Here is a 22,408-nt window from a genome sequence, read left to right as displayed (position 1 = left end):
TCGAAGGACGTTACCGCGTCAGGATGGTGGCGACGAGATCGAGGCGCGTCTTCAAATCGGGATTGGAGACGGCGGCCTTGTCAACGGCGGTAAGCAGCGCCTTGGCTTCCCACGGCGATCCGCTAACAGCTAAAGCTTCCGCGAGATAGGTTTGGTACAAGAGCGTCAACCATTGGCGCGAGCCCAGTTGAGCCGTGGATTGAGCGACCACTTGATCGAGAAGGCAAAGCCCGGCCGCGACCTGACCGGATTTGACCAAGGCCAAACCAAGGTTACATTTTGAGTTCCAGGTTGGAATGGTCTTTTCGCCGTGTATCTCTATTTTTTGTTGAACCGCTTTTTGAAGAACGGGTACGGCGGCCCGATCATCATTCATTTTAATCAGGTAGTCACCCAGGTTGTTCAGAAGCCTGGCGTGGGCCGGTAATGGATCAAGGTTGCTTGGTAAAAAGCCGGCTTGGTTTTGTCGAATTAAATCGAGGCCTACATCAGGCGCGCCCAATTTGGCATAGGCACCGGAAAGGTTTGTCACCGCGTTCAGGCATTCGGACGTATGCAACTGATCCGGCCGGCATACTTCTTGGTACAAAAGAGAACCCAAATGGGCGGCCTCCGCGTAATCACCTTCCGCCATATGCGCCCGCACCAAGCCGTTTAAGCTGCGTCTGGTCACGGGGTGATTCTTGCCACGATGTGCTTGGTTCAAAAGCCAAGCTTCACGGTAGTAACGTGCGGCCTGTGACGCCTTGGTCGGGGTTTGCAGCAGGGCATAAGCTAAATTGGACAGCGTGCTGAGTCGCTGCGGATGACCGTGATCCAAGATCTTATCTTGGATTTCCAAAGCGCGACGCAACAGATTTTCCCCCTCATCAAGGCGATGCAGCTTGATGAGGGTCATGCCAAGGCCCGCGATGTTTTGCGGCGTATCCGCATGACTTTCCCCAAGCAAGCGCATCTGTCCCTGCATTGCGGCGCGGTAGTATTTCTCCGCCTCAATAAATTTGTGTCGCAGGTAGAACAAATGGGCGTAGTCGCCAAGCGCTTCAAAATGAAGGCGTTCGGCTTCCAGCATTGGGGACGATTCGGGATTATTTTGGGGGGCAAGCAGATGGATGATGTGACGATAGAGCTCGTTTGACGCCTCAAAACTGCGCAGGCGCTTAAGTGTTTTCGCTTTGAGAATCATCATTGCCAGCGCTTCGAGGTCGGGGTGCTTTTGGAGATTCATTTTTAGGGTTAAGGCTTGGTCGAGTTGGTCCAGGGCCTGTTGATAGGCGTCTATTCCGAAAAACAGTTTTGCGAACGTGTAGCGTGCGTGGGCTTCCATCTCAGGATCTCGCTCGAAAACGGTTTTTAAGGTGGGTTCTCTTTCCAGCAAGAGATCCACGACCTTTAACTCCGGCCCGGCGACATTGGGATGGGGGGCGGTGATTAGGTTGGTAAGGAACGCTTGTTGTCGGGTGAGTTTTTCATTTTGGAGACGCAGTTTTTTGTTGGCGTGAATTGCCTGACGTCCCTGGTAGACGGCGCTTACCGTGGAAATCAAGAGTACCGTGGCAACCACCGTCGTGGTGATAAGCGAGAATGCATGGCGCTTGAATAGTTTGTAGAGCTTGTAACGGGTATGAGCGGCCCTGGCCAGGATGGGTTTGTTCTTGGTGAAAAGGACCAGGTCGTCCCGGAGTTGGGTGACCCCCGCGTAGCGCTGTTCGGGATTAATCGCCAGAGCCTTCGCCAGAATCCAGTCAAGGTCTTGTTCCAGCCACAGCCTTAATTGCTTAGGGTTCGTCCCTCGGTTCCGTGCGGCTTGCTCCAAGGCTTCTCTATTATTTGCAAACCGTTCGGCGGCGGAACGATGGGGCGCTTCACAACGCGCCTTAAGCCATTTCGCCCATTCGCCGGGGTGCTTCAGTTCATGCTCCCAATGGGGAATGTCGACCAGCAGTTCCCAAAGAATGGTACCCAGCCCATATACATCGACACGAATATCAAAAACAGGTTCGCCGGGTTGAAGCTGTTCCGGGGCTGCATAGTAGGGTGTACCCAAGGGACCGTCACCGTTGTCCACGGTTTGAAGCTTGACCTCCTCGGCTTGCGCAATACCAAAATCAATAATCTTGACAACGGGTTTTTTACCTTCATGAACCAGAACATGGTCGGGTTTAAGGTCGCGGTGGATCACGCCACGTTGGTGCGCGAGAATTAGGGCGTCACACACTTCGAGGAATAGCTCGATACGGGTCCTAATATCGAGCTTCTTTGCATTGCAGTAGTCGGTAAGTCGTTTTCCTTGAACGTGCTCCATGACCAAAAAGGGGTGGCCTTGCGCGTCCAGGGCGACTTGGTGAATGGTTGAGATGTTTGGGTGGTTCAATTTTGCGAGAATATTTGCCTCAGCAATGAAACGCTCTTTCTCTCTTTGGCCGGGCAACTGCATGTTGAGGACCTTGAGCGCCACGTCGCGTTCTGGTTGGCTTTGGCGTGCTAAATAAACCGTCCCCATACCGCCGCTGCCGATCAGGGCCAGGATTTGGTATTCGCCAATCTGCCGTGGTATCGCCTCGGGAAGCTGGTTGAGGCGAGCACGTACCTCGGTAGGACCATCCACGGTTTCCTCTCGAAATTGCGCCGCGAGCGGTTGTGCGAACGCGGGCTTATCCAGTGGCGTTTCCCGAGCTTGATCCTGTTTCCAGAGGAGAATAAGCTGTCGCGCGGTTTCCGGGTCTTCTTGTCGGCAGCGTTCGAAAAAGGTGTCGTGCTCTTCAGGTTTTAGTTGGGCAAGCTTGTCGAACCACTGTGCCAATCGAGCCACGTCATGGGCGGTCATCAGGGCCGCGCTTCAGCGAGCGCCGAGGCCAGATAAGCCTTGGCGAAACGCCACTTGCGTTTAATTGTTGGTTCGGATACCGCGAGAATCTCGGCGCACTCGGCTACGCTAAAACCGCCAAAAAACCGCAATTCCACAACCTGGCCGGCCTCGGCGTCACCCTGGTGAAGGCTGGAGAGCGCCGCGTCGAGGAGGGTGAGTGCTTCCGCGCTGTAATTACTTGCGACCGTAAAGGCTTCGTTTAGAGATTGATGTTGCTGGTCCGCGCCACGTTTTTCCGCGTTCAGGCGGCGGGCCTCCTGGATGAGCAGACGACGCATGGTTCGCGCTGCAACACGAAAAAAGTGTTGGCGGTCGGTCCATGAAATTGCTTGTTTTTTGCTGAGCGAAATGAAGGCCAGGGAAATTAACTCAGTTGCCTGGAGGTGATTGCCAAGGCGATCCTTGGCCAGGAGGGAGCGACCCAGCTTCTTGAGCTGGGTGTATTGTTCTTCGATCAATACTTCGAAGGCTGTTGCATCGCCGCCGTGCCAGGCATGGAGCCGGCGGGTCACCGTTTTTGCAGACATAATGGTTGTCCTCATCATTTCGACGATACGTAGTCGGCAACCGTGAGACCCGGCCGGAGAACCCAAATAGCGCGGTGTCATGGGCCGCTCCCATCTGGAACTTGAAGAACGCCGGCGGGAAGCTATCGCTCTCAAGCGTGAAGCGCGGGTTGGTCAACCTTTGCGGAACAAGCGTTGGTCATTGATCGCCAAAAAACGCATTTTAAGGTCATATAATTTTCAAATCCTATCATATTTAACTTTATGGAAATGTGCTTTTTTAGAAGATGTTAACTTTATCCAAAAACCTAAAGTGTGCGATTCGGGTGGATACAATCGCACAAGTAACGGCGCAGGACGCGCCGATACTTGTGCGAGGGCGCCGCCTAGAATTGCTCAATTTAGGTAAAAGGCCCTGAAGCGAGGGGTTTTGGCTAAAGTTCTGGAGCGAAACGGTATGGGAAAAGCACGCCGGGGCCGACCTTTCGGCGTAACAGCGCTACGTCGCGGCCGCCCCACCGTTTCTTTGTAACGGTGAAGTCAAGTAAACTAAGTAATCACAGTTATTTAAACACGCGGTAGAACTACTGGTGAGGCATGCGGGTTCGCCACAATCACCGCGAGTTATCGCACTTCTTAGGTTTAAGGAAAGAAGGATTGAATGAGCGCGTGGCGTTTTTCAAAACAAAAAACGCGAGACGATTTCCGGCCAGGTGCGCATTACAGGGTGACCTCGGCGTGTTCAAACACGCGGTCGGTCAAATCTGAAATTCAGGAGCATAAAGATGCGCATGAAACTGACACTTCTTCACAAACGTTTTTCCCTCGGGCTTTCAATGACCTTTGCTTTGGGAGCAGGCTATCCTTTGGTCACGATCTTTGGTGTGGATCCTGTATCCACTGTATTCATCGGTTCGCTCATGTCGTTATGGGTGTTTTATCGCTTGGTTATGCCCGAAAAGCGTGTGACCTGTCAAGCGTGCGGTGCGGATCTCGTTTTGACCTCTATTGCTACTAAAAAGCGGTTGGTACCTGATATTAATGGAAGCGTGGCTCATGACACTGAAGGTCAAGCAACCGATGGGGCACCGTCGACGGGAGAAATCATTGAGACAGGCGGTAGTTCTGAAGACCCTGACGGGAGTGGTGATGTTTGAGACAATCCATTCCCGTCCCTACCGCCTAACGCAAGCGGCGCTTGTGTTTCACGCTTCTCTCGCGGAGCGCGCGAGGCATGAGTTGGCCGCATAATCACCACGAAAGGAGGCGATCGTGACGAACCAATAACAAGCGGCGATGATCCGGACATCGCTCCGTTTTGGTACAACGCGACAACAAACAAGGGGATGATCACTTGGAAAACTCAGGGTTTGGTTCGTTAAGTTTTGTCGGTTTGATAAGACGTGTGCCCGCAACCAAAAAAGGCGGACCTTGCGATCCGCCTCTCAAAAATTGGGTTTGGTAGGGCTTTAGGGGCAGGCGCCCTCTTCCATGGTGTTGATGTGGAGCAGGTCGCGGATGTCAATCACATCGTCGCCGTTGGCATCCATGGCGCTGTTGCGGTCGCGCCAGTTCGTCGCATAGCCGCGCAGGTCGGCGAGGTCGTTGCAACCGTTGCCGTCGTAATCGGCCAGCTCGGCGTTGGCCGGAACCAATACCGTCACGTCGTGGTTGAAGTTGTTACCGGACGCGGTGTGGAACAGGTTGAGGCGAATGGTCGTGGTTTCCGTGAGTTGCGGGTCAAGGGTGAGCAGGCCGGTGTCGCGGGCGATGATGCCGCCGCGGGTGCGGTTCTGCCAGGTGACCGTGTAGGCACTGGAATCACACATGACCGCTTCCAGCTCGACCGGGGCCAGGCCTTGGATCAGCGTGTTGTACATAATGCGGGGTTGTTCGCAGGTAACCACCTCAATCATGAGGGGGCGGCTGGTGTAACTGACGCTTTGGCTGAACACCGTCAGGGTAACCTCGTACATGCCGGGCGTGTTGAAGGTGACCAGGCCGGGGTTGAGCACGTTGCTGCCCGGCGCGCCGCCGCCGAAGTTCCACTGGTAGCTCAACGGGCTGGGCAGGTCGCCCACCAGACCGGAGAACATGACCGAGCCGCCTGCAACAACCGACATACTTTTGGCCGGGCTGGCGATGGTCGGAATCGATCCGTTACCACCGTTTTCTTCAACGGTGATCACCACTTGTGCAGGGCTTGGATCGCTCACGCCGTGTTCGTCCGTCACGGTGAAGGTAACAACGTATCGGCCCGGTCGGGTGAACATGCGTGAACCTGGATCCTGGCGGGTGCTGTCGGAAACGCCGCCGCTGTAGTTCCAGTGGTAGGTCATGCTGTCGCCGTCTGGATCGGAAGCGGAGCCGGCGAAAAAGACCTGTTGACCTGGTTGGATGGTCAGGTTTCCGGCGGGAGAGTCAATGGTGCCGTTGGGGGCGCGGTTCCCCTGGGTGACTTGAATTGTGGTTTGGGCCGGGCTGGGATCCTCGAGGTTTTCGCTGTCCCATACGCGCAAGGTAATGGTGTAGCTGCCCTCCTGATCGAAGCGAATCTGGCCGGGGTTTTGGGCGCTGCTGTCCGCGGCCGCGCCGTCAAAGTTCCAGAGGTAACGGAAGTTGGTGTCGCCGTCGGGATCGCTCGCGCTGCCCGCGAAGGTGACGGTGCCGCCTACTTGAATGACCGCGCCGGAAGCGGGGCTGTCGATGCGGCCGTTGGGGGCGCGGTTTTCGGCTTCAACGGTGACGCGCACGGAAGCCGGGGTTGGGTCACTCAAGCCCTGGCTGTCGGTAACGGTAAAGGTCACCGTATAGGTGCCGGGATTGTTAAAGCGAACGGCGCCGGGGTCTTGGGCGCTGCTGTTTGAAGCACCGCCGCCGAAGTTCCACGCGTAGGTGAGCGGGGTGTCGCCGTCGGGATCGCTCGCGGAGCCACTAAAGGAAACTGTTTGGCCCTCGGTGATGGTGACGTTGCCGGTGGGCGTGTCAATGGTACCGTTGGGTGCCTGGTTGGCCGCTTCTTCTACCGTTACCCGTACCGAGGCCGGCGTGGGGTCGGCGAGGCCGAGGCTGTCGGTGACCGTGAAGGTAACCGTATAGGTGCCGGGCGTGCTGAAACGCACGTTGCCGGGATCTTGGGCGCTGCTGTTTGAAGCGCCGCCGCCGAAGTGCCACACATAGCTAAAGGGCGTGTTGTTGTCGGGATCGCTCGCCGAGCCGGCAAAGAAAACCGATTCTCCCTCGGTAATGGTCACATTGGAAGCGGGGCTGTCGATGGTGCCGTTGGGCGCCTGGTTGGCGGGTGCCTGAACCGTAATGCGTACCGTGTCCGGGGCAGGATCGGCAAGACCAAGGTTGTCAGTGACCGTGAAGGTCACATCGAAGGTGCCCGGGGTGTTGAAACGAACCGAGCCGGGATCCTGGGCCGTGCTGTTGGCAGCGCCGCCGTCGAAGTTCCAGAAGTAGGTGAACGGGGTATGGTTGTCGGGGTCGCTCGCGGATGCGGTGAAAGATACCGTGTCTCCGGCGGTAATGGTGCGGTTGGCGGTCGGTGTGTCGATGATGCCGTTAGGTGCTTGGTTGGCTGGCGCCTGAACCGTGATGCGCACCGTGTCCGGGGTGGGGTCGGCAAGACCGAGGCTGTCGGTAACCGTGAAGGTCACGTCGTAGGTTCCGGGCGTGTTGAAACGCACGCTGCCGGGATCGCGGTTGGTGCTGTTGGCGGCACCGCCGTCGAAGTTCCACAGGTAGCTCAGCGGGGTGTTGCCGTCGGGATCACTCGCCGAGGCGGTGAAGGTGACCTGATCGCCGGCGGTAATCGTCCGGTTACCGGAAGGGCGGCTGATGGAACCGTCGGGTGCTTGGTTGGCGGGCGCCTGAACCGTGATACGCACCGTGTCGGGTGTGTTGTCGGCGAGGCCGAGGCTATCGGTGACCGTAAAGGTGACATCATAGCTGCCGGGTGTGTCGAAACGAACGGAACCGGGATCTTGCTGGGTGCTGTTGGCCGCACCACCGTCGAAGTTCCATACATAACTAAAGGGCGTGTTGTTGTCGGGGTCACTCGCGGAGCCGGCAAAGGAAACGGACTCACCGGCGGTGATGGTGCGGTTGGAAGCGGGGCTGTCGATGGTGCCGTTGGGGCGTTGGTTGCCGCCGCCGCTGCAGACCCAGCCGTTGTGCTCGTAGTTACGTACCGTGTCCCAAGCTACTTGTTGCATGGCCGCGGCCATCGCCGCGGAAGGGGCGCTGTACGGCTGGCCCCATCGGTCGATGAGGGTGTGGTCCAAGCCGACCGGTGAACGGCGGTAAAGGGCGGCGTACATGACACAGGCAATCAGATAGTTGCCTTGGTCGTTCATGTGGATATCGTCGACAAACAATTGCGTGCGGTTGGTGTAACCGGGAATCTGGCCGCCTTCCATCATGAGGATGAGGTTGCGCAGCGCTTGGCCCGCGGGGATCAAATACATGGCGTCATTGTCGCGGGTGGCGTTGACGTCTTCCATGATGCTTTCCCACAAGGGGAGATCGTCGACGATGCGTTGCAGCCAGTTTGCTTCGTCAAGGCTGTGCCATGTTTCGTAAATATAAGAGCGCGTGGCGCTGTTGTGTTGGCGGGCTAGGTCAACGAAGTTGCCCGCATAACGGCTCGACTCGTTCCAGGTGACGTTGGTTTGCAGCGGGATGCCTTCGGTCATAATCAGCGCGTCCCAATCGCCCGAGGGCAGGTCGTCGCCTGCAAAGTTGGGAGGAGGCCATTCGCCGGGAAAGGATGCACGGAAACGGTTCGACCAGTTGAAACGGATGGGGGCGCCGTTGTTCACCTGCGTACCGACTTCCGCGTTCAAACCGGCATCGGCGACCAAGCGCTCCAGCATTAAAGGCATGTCGAAGTTCACCAAGCTGTGGCCGATAAAAAACGATTTGGATGAACTCAAGGGAACGGGATTGTCGCAGACGGGCATTTTGGCGGCGGGTTCTCCCGCGTGCAAGGGTGCGAAACATACGACAACGGCCAAAGCAGCCAAGAAGATGGGGGTGTGAACCTTCGTCTTAAACCAGTTGTGTGTTGTTCTCTCTGCCTGAAAGGGCGGACAAAACATGGGGGCCTCCAGAAAAATATAGGGGGTGTAGGGGAGTGGTTTTGAAAAACATCTGGCGGAGCGGTGGGGCGGGGTTTTATCGAGGAACGCGAGGGGCGAAATTTTCGGCGGGCCCGTCGCTTCCAAACCATCCAGTTGCGGAGTATAGGTGAACTGCTTTTTGTCCACCTTCTCTAAATGAGCTTTTGTGAGGTGGTCACATAGGAAAAACGAAAAGTGTGACCTGTGTCGCGTTGGCGGCCTTTGGTGTCGTACCTCAAGTCGAAGCTCGCTGTGGGTCGGCCATTGTAGGCGGGAAATTTTTTAAGCAGTGAAAAAGATGGGTATATCTTTGTGAATTAATAATTACATTTTTGATTTTATTTTAGATAATATGTTTAAAACAAGTGATTTATGTTTATTTCTCAACGGTTGGTCTTTAAGTTACGCCCTGTAGTGTAAAAAGAAGGTTCACTTTTTAACGGGATGTTAACCTCGGTTGGGCAGTCGATGATTTTCCGTTGATTACCCGATTTTAAGTAGTCCTTTTGCGCGGTGCGATTGGATGATAACTGTTTGATCTGCTTTGAACGGTAGTCGAAGAGACTGTTAAAAGACCTGAGTTTTTAAAATGGAAGCCCATCTATTGGCGTGATCTTTCGAAAGTCACCGTAGGTGAGAACGATTTTTTTCGCCGTCCTGAGGCCGTGCTCCAATGGTTTTGGCGCCCCTGACTAGGTTTTGTCCATCTTTTGTCTAGGCGTGCGTTTGTTGTGTTAGTTTTCGGGAATTCGGATATTTTCTTGGGTTTTGCGGTGGCGATCTTCGGTACCGGAATTTCTGCTGCGGGGCAACCCATGCGATGACGAGGGGGCGGCCTTCCGCATTACTCGGTCGAGCCGTCTTCGCCTCAGCTGCTACGCCGAATGGTCGGACCCCGAATGGTCGGACCCCGATAGGTCGGACCCCGAATGGTCGGACCCCGATAGGTCGGACCCCGATAGGTCGGACCCTTGTGCCGTCTCTCGGTCGTCATCTTCGTATTCACAAGGCTTTTAGCTTCTCGCGACGAATCCTTGTGAGAAATGCGGGCCGGTGCGGCTGGGCCTGTTCGGGGTGTTGTACTTATTTCTTTACGCATTTTTCTGGGGTGAGCGTTTTCTCACTGATGGAGATGTCTCGTTTCAGGTGAAGATAATTTTTATTCCACACTTGCCTCACACTGATCCGCTGGGTATGCTGGGCGTAACACACCTTCTTTGTACCGTCACGGTGTTTGGTTTCAGCGGTTTTCACTCATGATCAGCGTGGAGCGCCCGTTAACTCGATTCCGTGAAATGCAGCAACTCAGGTCGACGGGATTGGCCGGTGGTTCGCACGGTTGGTTGGGAGCAGGGTCGTCCGAAAATCCGGCAAGCCGGGTTTGGGTCTCAGGGGATTATCCGAATGATGGTCTGGAAGCCGATTCGATTCGACAAGGATTTGGAATACCTTTACCATCGCCGTCGCTTGGAATCCGCCGTCCCGCTTATTCGCATCGGCCTTACCCTTGGTGGTTTGCTGTTCGCGGCTTTGTTGGGTGCCGATGCCTTGTTTTTACCGGCGGAGTGGCAATCCTTAATTCCCATTCGTGCCGGTGTTGCCGGTTTCTGTGTGTTGGTGGCCGCGCTTTATATTCGCGGAAAAATGGTGGTTCAGCCCGAGATTGCGGTGGTTTTGGTAAGCACCGCGGTTAGCTTGGCGAATGCCTACAGTTTTACCTTTTACCCCGCCCACTACGCCTTGGTGCTGGTGGTGGCGCAGCTCGTGGTCGGCGTGTTTGCCGTGGGTTTGGCGCCCAGTATCCGTGCCTTGGTGCCCGCCCAAACCGTGGTGCTTTTGGTGCCCGCGGTCTACATGCACATGGTTTCCCAGGACCCGCTGATCCAAATTCAGGCAGATATCTCGCTGTTGGTGGGTTGTACCGCCTGGATTTTGTTCGGTTTTCTCATGGACCAGAGTTTCCGTTACAGCTTCAGCCTCGAACGCGAGGTGGAGCAGGCCTCTTCCCGCGACCACCTGACCGGTGTCTCTAACTACCGTCATTTCATGGAGTTGGCTTGGAATGAGCAGGCGCGCATGCGCCGTTTTGACCGACCCTTATCCGTGGTGCTGATTGGTATCGAGGGTTTGGGTGATATCAACGCCAACTACGGCGTCCACACGGGTGACGAGGTATTGCGTTCCGTGGCTTCAACCTGCGTGGCCTCGTTGCGTGAAGTTGATGTCTTTGGACGTATTTCCAGCGAAGTTTTTGGGGCCTTTTTGCCTGAAACCGACGGTCAATCGGCGATGATCCTCACCAACCGCTTGGCCCAGTTGCTCAACAGCTTGGAAGTGTCCGACGGCAACGAGCATTTGCGTTTTTCCATTTCGTTCGGTATTTCGAGCCTGGGCCGGGCCAACGAAACCGTGGAACTGATGATGGACCGGGCCGAGGCCGCCTTGGCCAGGGCCAAGGACCGCGGCGGCGGCTACATCGAAGTTGCCCCCACCGCGCCGGAAATCGTGGCCGACGAACCTTTGCCCGTGTCCTAACGCATGGTTTTGAGGAAGTCGCGCCAGCCTTTTTCGAAGGCTTTGCGTTGGTTGATCTTCTCGGCTTGTGTGAAAATCAGGTCGATCTCCTGTTGTGCGCCCTTCTGATCCCCTTTTCCGTAGCGAATACACTGCCGGTTTAAGCGGGTGACCAGTTCGGGGAAGGAGTCGGCACCATTGTGCGCCAGTGCTTCCTCCCAGTTTTGGCGTGCGACGGGTTCGGCCTGATCCCAGGCTTTTGCTTTGATCAGACAATCCACCAGTTGGGACATATGGGAGATGCGTTGATCCTTGGTTAAGTTCGTGCCGGCCAGTTCCTTTTCGATTTGCGCGATGAGACCACTGCAACCACCTTGTGCCGCGGGCAGGCGAAACGCCAGCATGAAATCCGCCTTTTGGGTGTCGGGATGATCAGGGCCCAGCGTGTTGGAAAAAATTGTCTTCGCCGTGTTCATAAATTTCTCGGCGCGAGGGAAGTCTTCTCGGTTTAAGCAGAGCAGACCTTGGGTGTAATTAATTCTCCCCACGAAGGGATCATTTTCTTTGAAACGATCTAAATATAATTTTTTCAGCCGCTTAAGGTCACGGTTGGCTCTGCGATATTGGCCCTTCTGAAGATAAACGTTGCCGCGGTTGAGCATCGAGGAGTAGGTATAGTCGGTAAGTAACGTTTTGTTGAAGTCGGTGTTGTCCAGCACCTGATTAAGATCGGTGAGCGCGTCATCCAGACTGTGTTGACGCGAGTTGAGCAGGATGTGCCCTCTGGCCGCGTGCATGCGAAGCGTCGTTTTATGGGTGGGGCCAAAGATTTCCGCCGCTTGGGGAATAGCCTGTTCCAAAAGGCTTTGGTCGGATAGGTTTGGATTTTGGATGGCGCGGTAGGTTTCGAGATAGGAGAGCACCTCGTAATATTCCCGCGAGTCGTCGCCGTACCAGGATTGAACGTCGTCTCGAAGGGACGTCAGTTCCTTCACGGCTCGGTCCAGATGGTTGAGATCTTCCAAGGTGCGGCCCAGCATTAAGCGCTGGTCAAAGTTGCGTTTTCGATCTTTTTTGGCCTCGGGGTCGTTCAGTTTTTCAGAAAGGCGTTCCAGCAGCACATCAAGGGAGAGGGTTTCTTTGCGTTCCGGGCCGAAAAAGGGGCTGGCTTGTTCCAGCAGCACATTGACCAGGTTTTGACCGTTCTCCGCCCGTGCTTCTTCTAGCAACGCAATTTTGGCATTTTTGGCGGCCAAGGCCATGTTGGTCCGAACACCGACCGAAAGCATCATCACCGCGATGGCAAGCGTGGCGGCCGTTGAGACCAGATGCTGATGGGCCTTTAAATAGTGCATCCAACGATACCAGCGGTAGGGTTTTCCCTGGCTAACCTCGCGACGGTCTAAAAAGGCCTCAAGGTCGGCGATCAAGGCTTGCAGGCTGTAGCGATCAGCGGGGTCCTTGGCGAGGGCTTTGGTGACGATCCAGGTCAGCTCGCCCTTGAGTTGGCTCATGAGTTTGGGCGGCGTGGTGTTGCGTTTTTTGGCCATATCGGCGTTGACCAGGTCCGCCGCGGTGTCTACCAACGGGCGCGGTGATAACTTGCGCACCAGTTCCATTTTCTTGCGGCTGTCCGCGTTTTTGAGTTCATCCGCCAAGGGCACCCTGCCGCAAAGCAGTTCGTGTAAAATGACCCCCAGCGAATAAACATCACATTTTTGGGTGAGTTCATTGCGGGGTTTGTTGGTTTGTTCCGGACTCATATAGGCGGGGGTTCCGGTTCCGGTTGAGTGGCCGAGATGCTGATCGATATGGTCTTTGATCTGCGAAATGCCGAAATCGATGATTTTGGGGACCCCGGTATTGTTTTCTTGTTTGACCAAGATGTTCATGGGTTTTAAATCGAGGTGCATCAGCCCGTGCTCGTGGGCGTGATACACCCCTTCACATAACTGTTTAAACAAGCGAACCCGTTCGCGGATGGTCAACTGGTGGTTGTCGCAATAATCGTCGATTTTGACGCCGTCCACATACTCCATGACGATGTATTGAATGCCGTCGTCCCCGGTGAAGGTGTGTTTGAGATGGGCGATGTAGCTGTGGTTGAGCTTGGCCAGACTTTTTTGTTCATTATCGAGATATACCGGGTCGATGAGGGCCGTGGCTTTTAGGGTTTTAACTGCTACTTTCTGTTGGTTTTCGGGGTCCTCGGCAAGGTAGACGACACCCATGCCGCCTTTTCCCAGTATCTTAAGAACCTTGTACGGGCCGACCGTTTCTCTTTTTTCCCGGTCCACATAATTGGCGATTTCATCGACCGAGGAGAAATCAAAGCCTTCAAAGGCTGCCTGAATCAAACTTTCCGTATCGTATCCAGAGACGGAGTTCTCGCCGGTTCCCGGTAGGTAGTTCCAGAATTCGATCACGATGGGTTCGATTTCCGGCATGATGTCGGGGTAGCGAAGGCGGTAGGTTTCAATGAGTTTCTTGCGAACTTCGTCCGTTTCATGTTCGCCGGCACAAAAGAGTTCTTCTTTAATATCGTGTTTGTTCAAGGGCGGGTTTCCGACAGGCGTCGCGCTGTCGACCGTTTTATCCAGGTTCTCCGTGTGTTGCTCTGGGTCGGAACCGGGCTTTGTTTGGCGGGATGGTTGCCCTGCCGGTTGACCCGGTTGCGATGTGGTCGATTTTGCTTGTTCGGTCATAATGGAAATCCTTGAGAACCATGTAGAATGGGTGGGTCGCGGCGTCATGTTCTCTGCCCACCTTGCTTGCCAAAATGTTTTGCAAAAAGCGGTACGTCGGCCGGCGTAACTTTGTTCGTAGGCGAACGGACGCATCAGGATGCCACGATGGGATCGCGGTCATGTGCTGATGCAACGGCGTAATTGCGGTGTCAAAGGGGCAACAATGCGGGTTAAGGCGGATAACTCACTGCTATCCGAGCCTTCAGGTGGGACCGGGCACCGCCTTAAGTTGACTGCAAGCTTTGCTGAATAAATAGATCATGCTTTTTCAAAAATGAAGCAAGTTTTTTTGAGGGAATGAGCCGCGACGGCCCGCTTGTGTTTTGTTAAGTATGTTTAAAGTAGGTGCTTAGATGTCGAAGAACCTTTCGAAGAAGCGTTTGATGTATCGCAATTTTCGGTTGACGGTTGCAGGGGATAAGCCGGTGATTTCCGCGATTTCGGCAACCTTCCGACCTTCGACATAACGTAAGTAGGCAACCCGGTAGGTTGTTTCGTCTTCTTCACGGAGCATGGCCATCGCTTGTTTCACCGCCACAGAAAGATCGAAAGAGCCCGGGTGGTAGCGCGCGTCCGGGGCTAATTTGTTCGCGTTTTCGGCATCGATGGGAATCAGATTGGCGCGGTGATTCTTCCCACCGCGTCGTTCGCGAGCGTTTCGGTTTATTTTGTTGAGGAGCGTGTGTCTCACCTTTCTGCGAAACAGGTTTGTGAAGTGGTGGGCGTTCGCGATTTGGGACTTAGGAATGGTCATGAAGGCCAGTATGGTGTCTTGAAAAACATCGTCATCGCTGAAACTAATGGTGTTGTACTTACCCCATAGTTGCCGACTGCATAACTGGGCGAGGTAGTCGGCGATCCTGGGGAGACCCAAGATGTCTCTTGTGGTGTGCTTCGGATGGTCCAGCATCTTCTGGATGAGGTCCATGATTTCTTGTTCTTCCGGGGTGTAGACGGTTGTGTGTTCCGACAGTTGGGAAGCATCCTCGGTGTCGGTGTCGGTGTGGGTGTCGGTGTCGTCGGGGGCTGCGGCTTCATCCGCGTCGGTGGGTGCAGGCGCCGATTCAAAGGATTCGGCATGGTGGGCGCGATCCATCGCGTCGTTCCCCGAGGGTGGCAAGTCGTAGGCATCGGTATCGCGATCTGGGTAGGGTGTTTCTTCTTTATCCATGTTGGTTCTTCCTAGGAAATTATCTTATTGATTCGGAAGGGGCGGGTGCCTGTTGTTCTGCTTCAGGCGAGGTTTCCACGTGCCGTCTTTTTTTGAAAAGTAGCGGCGTCCGGGGCATCTTATCGCGGTCTATTTCAGGGATGATCGACCGCGGGTCGCGCAAACCCTGTTTTCATTCGAGCGACGTTGTGTGGCGGACCACGGGAGCAAGGGTCTCCATGGTAGGGCGGTGGCCTTTACACAATGATGACGTGTGGGATCCAATGCTTGGGAAGCATGTTCGCGATGTTTAGGGCAGATCGATAGGGCACGCTGTGCGTAACAGATAAGGGCGGAAAAGAGGGCTTAAAGAAAATTCTCGTAAAGTTAGCATTGTGTGTTGCCTTTGTCGAATTTTTGTTGGGATTGGTGGATTTTTATGGTTTTGGTTTTGCATTAAAGTCTTATTTTTAGTTTTCTTTGTGTTCCGCCAAGGCGGCAAAGAAATGGATGAGGTGTCAAAAAAATGTGCAAGAAGTTGGTGAGCTTCTCTTTTACAAGAGGGTTTGAGCGGTTTTGTCGTCGTGTTGAGGATTGACGTGGTTAATCAGACTTGAGGATGAGGTGCTTTTTTTGGATGCACATTTATTAAAGCGTTTTTCCGTAAAAAAACTGTTGAAGAAAATGAAAAAAATAACCAAGTGTTTCCTTTCTCGCGCGCGATTGCAGGTTGGGACCGCGCGTTTATGACTGTTGCTACCTCCTCGGTTTTTTTGCCGGCATGACCGCTTGGCAGCCTTTGCGCCCCTTAAGACGGGAGAGGGCGTTTCGTCAGTTGGCGTGTCTTACATAATTTTCAGAAATTTTACAAATTGTGATAGGAAATTTGTTGAATTCTTGCTTGAGATAAATGGGGTGTGAAAAACTTGTTCCACGCTCTTTGCTGATACCTAAGAGGCGCGAAGCGTGGGATTTTGGTTAATGATCTGGAGCCAAATGGTTTGGTAAAAGCGGACCGGGGTCGCGCACGGCGCGCACCCGTCGGGTGCAGTGAATGTTTTTGCAGGCCATTGTAAGCCAGAGGTTTAGCTAAAATCACCGCGCGTTATCGCGCTTCTTAGGTGATAAGATGTCGTGAGGTGGGGGGCCATTCGGTTGGGTCCTGAGCCTTGCACGCGTCCAGCATCGTCCGTATCATGGCTTGGCATTTTGGTGGATGCCGCTCAGAAAAACGCGCTAAGGTTTTTCCCCGGGGACTGTGCGTGTCTTTGATGGGTTTGCTGTGAAGGGCGGGCGGAGAACAACACCCCGCAAACATCTCAAGCAGGGACGCCGACGCAACGTTGGTACTAAAGGAGAACGCTCATGACTAGCAAGCCTAAAATCGGAGGGGTGACCCCCGTTGAAACCCCGGTACTGGTGATCGATAACCGCATCAACTTTCGTTTTGAGTTGGTTGCCGTGGGGGGAGAGAAATTTAAAACGATTTTTTCCTTTGGAGAGGATAACAAAGGGCTTGAACGCTTGGTTAAGGGTTCTTTTGACATCTTCATTGAAAGAGAGCACGGTGGGGTGCGCGGTAATTTTGGTTTCGGCGACACCTCGAATAGGGTTGGCGCCATGGTTGTGGATCCACCCACCCCGGACGATCCCCCCCCGAAGGGTGGCAAAAAAGGGAGCGGGGAAAAGGTGATTCTGCACCTCTCCTGTGGCGACAGCTTTTTCCTTACGCTGTTGGCTTGCCCCGGCAACCAATATGCTGTTGTTTTTAATACCAAAAGCGAAGTTGTGAAAAGCAACCGGATCGATTGCAGGGGGCCGTTCCGCGTATTTATCGCGAAACCCCGCGATACAGAGCGGCTTATTTTTGATTTTGACAAATCTCCCGGGGTGCCCTGCATGGTGGTTGATCCCATCACACCCGACGATCCGCCGCCAAAAGGCGGAGATGACGAGGACGATTCTGAAGGTTAGCCCGCATCTTTCACAAGGATTCGTCGCGAGACGCTGAAAGCCTTGTGAACACGAAGATTAGGACCGAGAGACGGAACAGGGGTCCGACCTTTCGCGGGTCCGACCATTCGCGGGGCCGACCATTCGCGGGGCCGACCTTTCGCGGGGCCGACCTTTCGCGGGGCCGACCTTTCGCGGGGCCGACCTTTCGCGGGGCCGACCTTTCGGCGTAGCAGCTGAGGCGAAGGCGGCTCGACCGAGTAATGCGGAAGGCCGCCCCCACGTCATCGCATGGGCTGCCCGGTAGCAGCATTCCTTGTGAGAGATGCGGGTTAGTCGGGGGCTTATTTCACCGCGGTTGTGGGGTTCGTGTCTTGATTGCCCAGGCCGTCCCCCCAGCGGGCTTGCGCCCAATAGGCGGCGCCGATGACCGCGGTCTCCATTTTCAGAATGCGGGGGCCCATGCTCTGCAGGGTCCAACCCGCCGCGTGGGCCTCGGCCGCTTCCTCATCACTGAATCCGCCTTCCGGGCCGAACGCCAGCCAAACGCGGTGGGGTCGTCCCGCGTCTGCCGCCTTTGACGCGGGATCGCTTGACGCGGGATCGCTTGACGCGGGATCGCTTGACGCGGGATCGCTTGACGCGGGATCGCTTGACGCGGGATCGCTTGACGCGGGATCGCTTGACGCGGGATTGTAGGGATGGAACAAAAAGCCCATCGCCTCGTCCGCCGCCGGCAAGCCGAGGGTTTCCGGCCAGGTAGCGCCTAGGCTGATTTCCGGTAAAAACAAACGGCCGCATTGTTTGAGACTTTGGCGGGTGATATCGGCCAGGCGCTTTTGATACTTGTCGCGATCTTTTTTGAGTCGCCCCCCGAATGCGGTCTGCACCAACGCAACATGGTTGACACCCAGTTGGACCAGGCCTGGCAGCAGGCTGTCGAAGGTATTGCGCTGGACCGGTAAGGCCGCGACCACGCCCAGCCACAACGGCGATTCGCGTTCGGCCCGGGTGACAGCTTCGATCTCAATATCGCACGTGCGTTTGCTGATGTGGTGAATGCGGCCTTGTGCGACGCCGCCGCGGCCGTCCAGCACTTCCACCGCTTCATCCTGCTTGGCACGAAGGACGTGCACCAAATGGAACGCTTCGTCGGTTGGGGCCGGGAACACCGTGCCGACGCTGGGGATGCTGTCGACGAGTAGCCGTTTCATCGCCGCTGCGCCGCCAGGAGTAGCCATTCACCCAGGCCCGTGTGTCGGTACATGGTGAAACCTTGTTCGTGGAGTAATGCTTCGGCCGTATCCTTTTGTTCGATCAAAATGCCGGAGCTGATTAGGTGCCCGCCCTCGGCCAGCAACCCTGGGATTTGCGGCCAAACCGTTTGCAGTACGTTGAGGGTGATGTTGGCCAGCACCAGGTCATAGTTTGGATGGGGAAGGTTGACATCGTTGAGCGTGCCGATCTCAAGCGTGACCTTGCTGCTGTTGTTGATGCGCAGGTGGTGTTGCATGTTTTCGCGGCAATCGGGATCAATGTCAAAACCAAACACCTCGGCCGCGCCCAGCTTCTCGGCCGCGATGGACAAAATGCCGGTGCCGCAACCGATATCCAGCACGCGTTTGCCCGCCAGATCCAAGGTCTCCATGTGTTCGAGTACCAGGCGGGTGGTTTCGTGTTGGCCGGTTCCGAAGGCTTGGCCGGGGTAAATCAAAATGGTGTGGTCGTCAGAGCTTTCGCCTTCCCATTCGCCCACCAAGTTAAAAGGGCCGGCTTGGATGGGCTTAAAGTTTTCGCGCCAGTTGTTTTGCCAATCCTGTGGATCGATGTCGCAAATGCTGATCGGCGGCGCCTCGCCCGGCCAGTGGACCGCCGCCTGCTGCAGGCGTTGGTCAAAGTCGCTTTCGTCGAGTGCTTCGTAAACTGCTTCCAGCCGCCGGTCCGGGTTTGAAGGCGGCATGGTCGAGACGGAAAAAGCACCGTCGGACCAAAGCCACTGCTCGACGAAATCCTCTTGCTCAAGCGATTGCACAAACAAACTGACGCGTTTCATGACGGCGATCCTTGTTTTGGTGGGATGACGCTAATGTAACACGGACGCGGGACCGCGGGTTGTGAACCCCTCATGAAAGGTCCGGTTTTGTGCGGGACCGGAGGGGCGTGGCTACTCTTTGTCCGCGTTGCGACCCGAGCGTGGTTTGATGACCAGCTTGATGGGGACCCCGTCCAGCTCAAAGGCTTCGCGGATGCGGTTTACCAAAAAACGTTCTTGGGTGAAGTGCAGCGGCTGGTTGGTGTTGACCACGGCGACAAAGGTCGGCGGTGAAACCTCGACCTGGGTCATGTAAAACACTTTGAAGTGGCGGCCCTTGGCGCGGGGGACACGGTGGTTTTTGGCAATGTCCTCCACAAAACGGTTGAGCACGCCGGTGGTGACCCGTTGGCTCGCACGCTCGTGCAGTTCAACCGCGAGGTCCAACACGCGGGTAACGCGTTGACCCGTCAGCGCGGAAACAAAAACAAAGGGCGCTGTTTCCAGGAACTTAAGACGGCGCCGGATGCGTTCTTCGAATTTCTTGGCCGTGTTGGTTTCTTTATCCTCGACCAGGTCCCACTTGTTGACCACCACGATGATGGGTTTGTAGGCCTTGTTGGCAATCCCGGCAATGGCCGCGTCTTGGGCGGCCTCGGGATCGGAGGCGTCCACAAGCAAGGCGATCACGTCGGCGTTCTCCACCTGACGGGTGGCCATCAGGACAGACAAGCTTTCCTGACTGCCCTTGATCTTGCCGCGTTTGCGAATCCCGGCGGTGTCGACCAAACAAAACGTTTGTTTGTTGTAATTAAGGTAACTGTCAATCGGATCGCGGGTGGTGCCGGCAATGTCGCTGACCATCACCCGTTCCTCATTGAGCATTTTGTTGACAATGCTGCTTTTGCCCGCGTTGGGACGCCCGATAATTGCCAGACGGATCGGTGGTGACGCAACCGCTTTTTTGGGATCGCGCCACTTGCCTTCCAGTTTGTTTTCGACCGCGATCATCAGGTTTTCCATGCCCTCGCCGTGGGCGGCGGAGCCGGTTACCAGAATATCGAAGCCGAACTTGTAAAACTCGGGGTCGATTTGTTCGGGGCTACGGCCTTCCATTTTGTTCAGGAACAGAATCACCGGCTTGCTTTGCATGCGCAGGGCTTGGCCGATTTCCTCATCGGGAACGGTTAAGCCGGCGCGGCCGTCGACCATAAAAACAATGACTTCTGCTTCAAGAATGGCGTGGTGGGTTTGGCCTTTGATCATTTCGGCAATCAGATCGGAACGCTCTTCAATCCCGCCGGTATCCACCAAACGGAAGCTACCCATGTCGCGATGGATGGTACCGTATAACCGGTCACGGGTCATGCCGGGGGTGGCGTCGATAATGGCGCGGCGCGAGCGGGTCAGTCGGTTAAATATCGTGCTTTTGCCCACGTTGGGCTGGCCAACCACGGCGACGACCGGTAACTCGCGGTCTTCAATACTGCTCAGCGTTGCTTTGTAATAAGGTTTGCGGCCCGTTGAGGGTTTGGCGCCCTCTCGAGGGGCGACGGGTTCGGAATGAGGTTTTTTGGGTTCCATGACGATTCGATGCTCCAAGTAAAACGGGCGGGCCCGCAACGCGGCGGCCAAAAAACGACCGCGAACCGGCTATTGTCACTAAAAACGGACCTCGGCGCAATGATTGTTTGGGTTTTACCTGTTTTTTCATCGGTGGCGCAGACTGCATTCACCCTTTCAGGAACGCCGGCATCGGGGGGGCTCGTGAACGGGCCCGCATTTCTCACCAGAAGTCGTTGCGAGGCTTTGAAATCACTGTGAGGAAACGGGTTACGACCGAGGGCAAACGTAGCGGGGCCGACTTTGCGGCGTAGCCGTGCTACGTCGAGGCTGCCCCACCGTTGGTTTGCAACGGTGCAACCGAGGAACCTAAGTAATCGCAGTTATTTCAGCGCCAGAGCAGCGCTTCTGGTGAGAAATGCGGGCCGGCCCGCCAGGACGCGGCGTTTCATTTGATTGTTCTGTCAGTATCACCGGGACGTATCCCGCGACTTAGGTTCAAGCACTGATCGGCGTTTTACCGATCAGTGCCGGGGTATGGCGTCGGACAGGATCCGGTGTTATTGATCAAAGGTCTCCGTTTCAACCGGGGTGGCTTCCTCTGTCGCTGGGGCGACCTCGTTGTCCCTGTGCTCCAATTCTTCTGCTTTCTCAACTAAATCGCGCAGCAGGTTGCTGATATCAGAGAGTTGCAGGTGAAGCTCGTAGCCGTAGTCCCGTTGGTGAACCGTTGCGTTGAATTCGCCTTCGATCCCGCGTTGCGCGATGCGCTGTTCGATTTCATTGAGATGGGAGGCAAAGGCTTCGCCCGGATCACAGAAGATCTGGTAACGCAGTAAGAGCTGGTTGTCCTGTTCCGCGTTGAGGTCGAATCCTACCTGGGAGATGGTGGTGTCAAAGGCGGTCAGTTGCTCCGTGTCCCCGTTGTAAAGCCAATCGTCGGTGTCCGGGTCCGTGATTAACAAGTTGGGGAGCCGGCGCAGGGCTTCTTGTTTGAGGAAGCCATAGAGGGTAGCGTCGGGGTTGATGTTGTACAGCGGACTGAGTCGCGCGTTGACTTCAACCTGGCGTTGCGCGCCTTCAAGGGCGATCCGCATCGGTTCTTCCGACAGGGAGAAGTAAAAGACGCCGTCTTCTAAATGAATGAACACCGTTTCGTTGGGCTCTTCCACAACGATGATTTCCTTGCCGCTGATGGTTCGGGTTTTTCCCTCCTCGCGCAACGCCATGCGGAAGAAGCTGTAACCCAGGGAGAAAAGGTTTTTGTTGGAACCGAAGCCGACACCGAAAATGAACAGGTCCTCACCTGCCTCGCTGGGACCGAGGTAGGTCATTTCAAATTCTATCGGGGTGTAGTACTTGAGTTCCTTGATCAGGGTAGGGCGATCTTTGTTGCCCATTTGACTCAACCAGCGGAAATCTTCCGGCACTCTGCGGTTGGTGGCCTCTTGATCAACCAACGCCAAATCGGCGAAGAGACCGATCAATGCTTCATCTTCCGGGCGGACGATCACGCGCAGGTAGCTTTGGCCGTCGGGAACAAAAACCGTGGCCTCTTCCTCGAAGTCACCGGTTTTGGTGAGGAACCAAAAGAAACCGAGGGAGAGAAATACCAGGGTTAAGCCGGTGCCCAAACATCCGAAAAGACAGCAGGAAACTTTTTTATTCATCGCCATGGCGGTGACTCCTGTAGCAGCGTGAAGATCGCAATCGTGAACCTACAGCCTAGCGGAAAGCACCGCGTGCCGGCCAGTAGAAAGTAGGCTTTGTCGTCGTAGGTTGGCTTGGTTTGAATCGATTTTTGGGGTCTGCCCGAATTGCTCACGCGGGCGCCTGCCATAGGGCAACCCTTGCGATTGCGGGGGGCGACCTTCCGCCTTCCTCGATCAAGCCGTCCGCGAGGCCGCGGTGCACCGCTTGGACCGACCCACGGTCGCAATCATCGCCC

The 22,408-nt window shown here is 55.4% G+C and carries 12 protein-coding genes and 1 pseudogene; 3 read left to right on the top strand and 10 right to left on the bottom strand.

What is annotated here, in order from left to right:
* Positions 1-10: 10 nt before the first annotated feature.
* On the bottom strand, positions 11-2,803 hold the full coding sequence (locus J3U88_RS20665; RefSeq protein WP_207860875.1) for a serine/threonine-protein kinase: 2,793 nt from the start codon (positions 2,801-2,803) through the stop codon (positions 11-13).
* Positions 2,804-2,826: 23 nt separating this feature from the next.
* Complete coding sequence (locus J3U88_RS20660; RefSeq protein WP_207860874.1) at positions 2,827-3,396, bottom strand: ECF-type sigma factor; 570 nt, start codon at positions 3,394-3,396, stop codon at positions 2,827-2,829.
* A 764-nt stretch (positions 3,397-4,160) separates the two neighbouring features.
* On the opposite strand from J3U88_RS20660, the gene J3U88_RS20655 reads away from it, so the two are divergent.
* Positions 4,161-4,532 carry a hypothetical protein gene (locus J3U88_RS20655; protein WP_207860873.1) on the top strand — a complete coding sequence of 124 codons (372 nt, stop codon included), beginning with the start codon at positions 4,161-4,163 and terminating at the stop codon, positions 4,530-4,532.
* Between the two features lie 312 nt (positions 4,533-4,844).
* On the opposite strand, the gene J3U88_RS20650 is transcribed toward J3U88_RS20655, so the two are convergent.
* Positions 4,845-8,480, bottom strand: coding sequence for a PKD domain-containing protein (locus J3U88_RS20650; RefSeq protein ID WP_207860872.1), 3,636 nt, complete (start codon positions 8,478-8,480; stop codon positions 4,845-4,847).
* A gap of 896 nt (positions 8,481-9,376) precedes the next feature.
* Positions 9,377-9,463, bottom strand: a pseudogene (locus tag J3U88_RS35370) (hypothetical protein); the annotation flags it as partial.
* Positions 9,464-9,905: 442 nt separating this feature from the next.
* Between J3U88_RS35370 and J3U88_RS20640 the strand changes: the two are divergent.
* Positions 9,906-11,036 carry a GGDEF domain-containing protein gene (locus tag J3U88_RS20640; protein ID WP_207860871.1) on the top strand — a complete coding sequence of 377 codons (1,131 nt, stop codon included), beginning with the start codon at positions 9,906-9,908 and terminating at the stop codon, positions 11,034-11,036.
* Here J3U88_RS20640 and J3U88_RS20635 read toward each other — a convergent pair.
* On the bottom strand, positions 11,033-13,570 hold the full coding sequence (locus J3U88_RS20635) for a serine/threonine-protein kinase (RefSeq protein ID WP_207860870.1): 2,538 nt from the start codon (positions 13,568-13,570) through the stop codon (positions 11,033-11,035). The two genes, J3U88_RS20640 and J3U88_RS20635, sit on opposite strands and share 4 nt — an antisense overlap.
* Before the next feature lie 541 nt (positions 13,571-14,111).
* Positions 14,112-14,933, bottom strand: a complete 822-nt coding sequence (locus J3U88_RS20630) for an RNA polymerase sigma factor (protein WP_207860869.1) — start codon at positions 14,931-14,933, stop codon at positions 14,112-14,114.
* A gap of 1,344 nt (positions 14,934-16,277) precedes the next feature.
* On the opposite strand from J3U88_RS20630, the gene J3U88_RS20625 reads away from it, so the two are divergent.
* Positions 16,278-16,886: a hypothetical protein gene (locus tag J3U88_RS20625; protein WP_207860868.1), complete on the top strand. Its 609-nt coding sequence runs from the start codon at positions 16,278-16,280 to the stop codon at positions 16,884-16,886.
* A 323-nt stretch (positions 16,887-17,209) separates the two neighbouring features.
* Here J3U88_RS20625 and J3U88_RS20620 read toward each other — a convergent pair whose 3' ends face one another.
* The 4 genes from J3U88_RS20620 to J3U88_RS20605 form a co-directional block, all read right to left on the bottom strand.
* Positions 17,210-18,079, bottom strand: a complete 870-nt coding sequence (locus tag J3U88_RS20620; RefSeq protein WP_207860867.1) for an RsmE family RNA methyltransferase — start codon at positions 18,077-18,079, stop codon at positions 17,210-17,212.
* On the bottom strand, positions 18,076-18,918 hold the full coding sequence (locus tag J3U88_RS20615; protein WP_207860866.1) for a 50S ribosomal protein L11 methyltransferase: 843 nt from the start codon (positions 18,916-18,918) through the stop codon (positions 18,076-18,078). The genes J3U88_RS20620 and J3U88_RS20615 overlap by 4 nt, the downstream gene beginning before the upstream one ends.
* A 111-nt stretch (positions 18,919-19,029) precedes the next feature.
* Positions 19,030-20,481, bottom strand: a complete 1,452-nt coding sequence (gene der, locus J3U88_RS20610) for a ribosome biogenesis GTPase Der (protein WP_207860865.1) — start codon at positions 20,479-20,481, stop codon at positions 19,030-19,032.
* Between the two features lie 539 nt (positions 20,482-21,020).
* Positions 21,021-22,136 carry a hypothetical protein gene (locus J3U88_RS20605; protein WP_207860864.1) on the bottom strand — a complete coding sequence of 372 codons (1,116 nt, stop codon included), beginning with the start codon at positions 22,134-22,136 and terminating at the stop codon, positions 21,021-21,023.
* Positions 22,137-22,408: the final 272 nt, after the last annotated feature.

This window comes from Acanthopleuribacter pedis (genome assembly GCF_017377855.1).
GTDB classification, from domain to species: Bacteria; Acidobacteriota; Holophagae; order Acanthopleuribacterales; family Acanthopleuribacteraceae; genus Acanthopleuribacter; species Acanthopleuribacter pedis.
Note: the sequence above shows the minus strand (reverse complement) of the source record. Positions and strands in the feature narration are given on the sequence as shown.

Bases quoted from the DNA above. Each gene is read 5' to 3' on its own strand.
- J3U88_RS20620 (WP_207860867.1), bottom strand. From the start codon at position 18,079: ATGAAACGGCTACTCGTCGACAGCATCCCCAGCGTCGGCACGGTGTTC.
- der (WP_207860865.1), bottom strand. From the start codon at position 20,481: ATGGAACCCAAAAAACCTCATTCCGAACCCGTCGCCCCTCGAGAGGGC.
- J3U88_RS20660 (WP_207860874.1), bottom strand. From the start codon at position 3,396: ATGTCTGCAAAAACGGTGACCCGCCGGCTCCATGCCTGGCACGGCGGC.
- J3U88_RS20605 (WP_207860864.1), bottom strand. From the start codon at position 22,136: ATGGCGATGAATAAAAAAGTTTCCTGCTGTCTTTTCGGATGTTTGGGC.
- J3U88_RS20640 (WP_207860871.1), top strand. From the start codon at position 9,906: ATGATGGTCTGGAAGCCGATTCGATTCGACAAGGATTTGGAATACCTT.
- J3U88_RS20655 (WP_207860873.1), top strand. From the start codon at position 4,161: ATGCGCATGAAACTGACACTTCTTCACAAACGTTTTTCCCTCGGGCTT.
- J3U88_RS20625 (WP_207860868.1), top strand. From the start codon at position 16,278: ATGACTAGCAAGCCTAAAATCGGAGGGGTGACCCCCGTTGAAACCCCG.
- J3U88_RS20630 (WP_207860869.1), bottom strand. From the start codon at position 14,933: ATGGATAAAGAAGAAACACCCTACCCAGATCGCGATACCGATGCCTAC.
- J3U88_RS20650 (WP_207860872.1), bottom strand. From the start codon at position 8,480: ATGTTTTGTCCGCCCTTTCAGGCAGAGAGAACAACACACAACTGGTTT.
- J3U88_RS20615 (WP_207860866.1), bottom strand. From the start codon at position 18,918: ATGAAACGCGTCAGTTTGTTTGTGCAATCGCTTGAGCAAGAGGATTTC.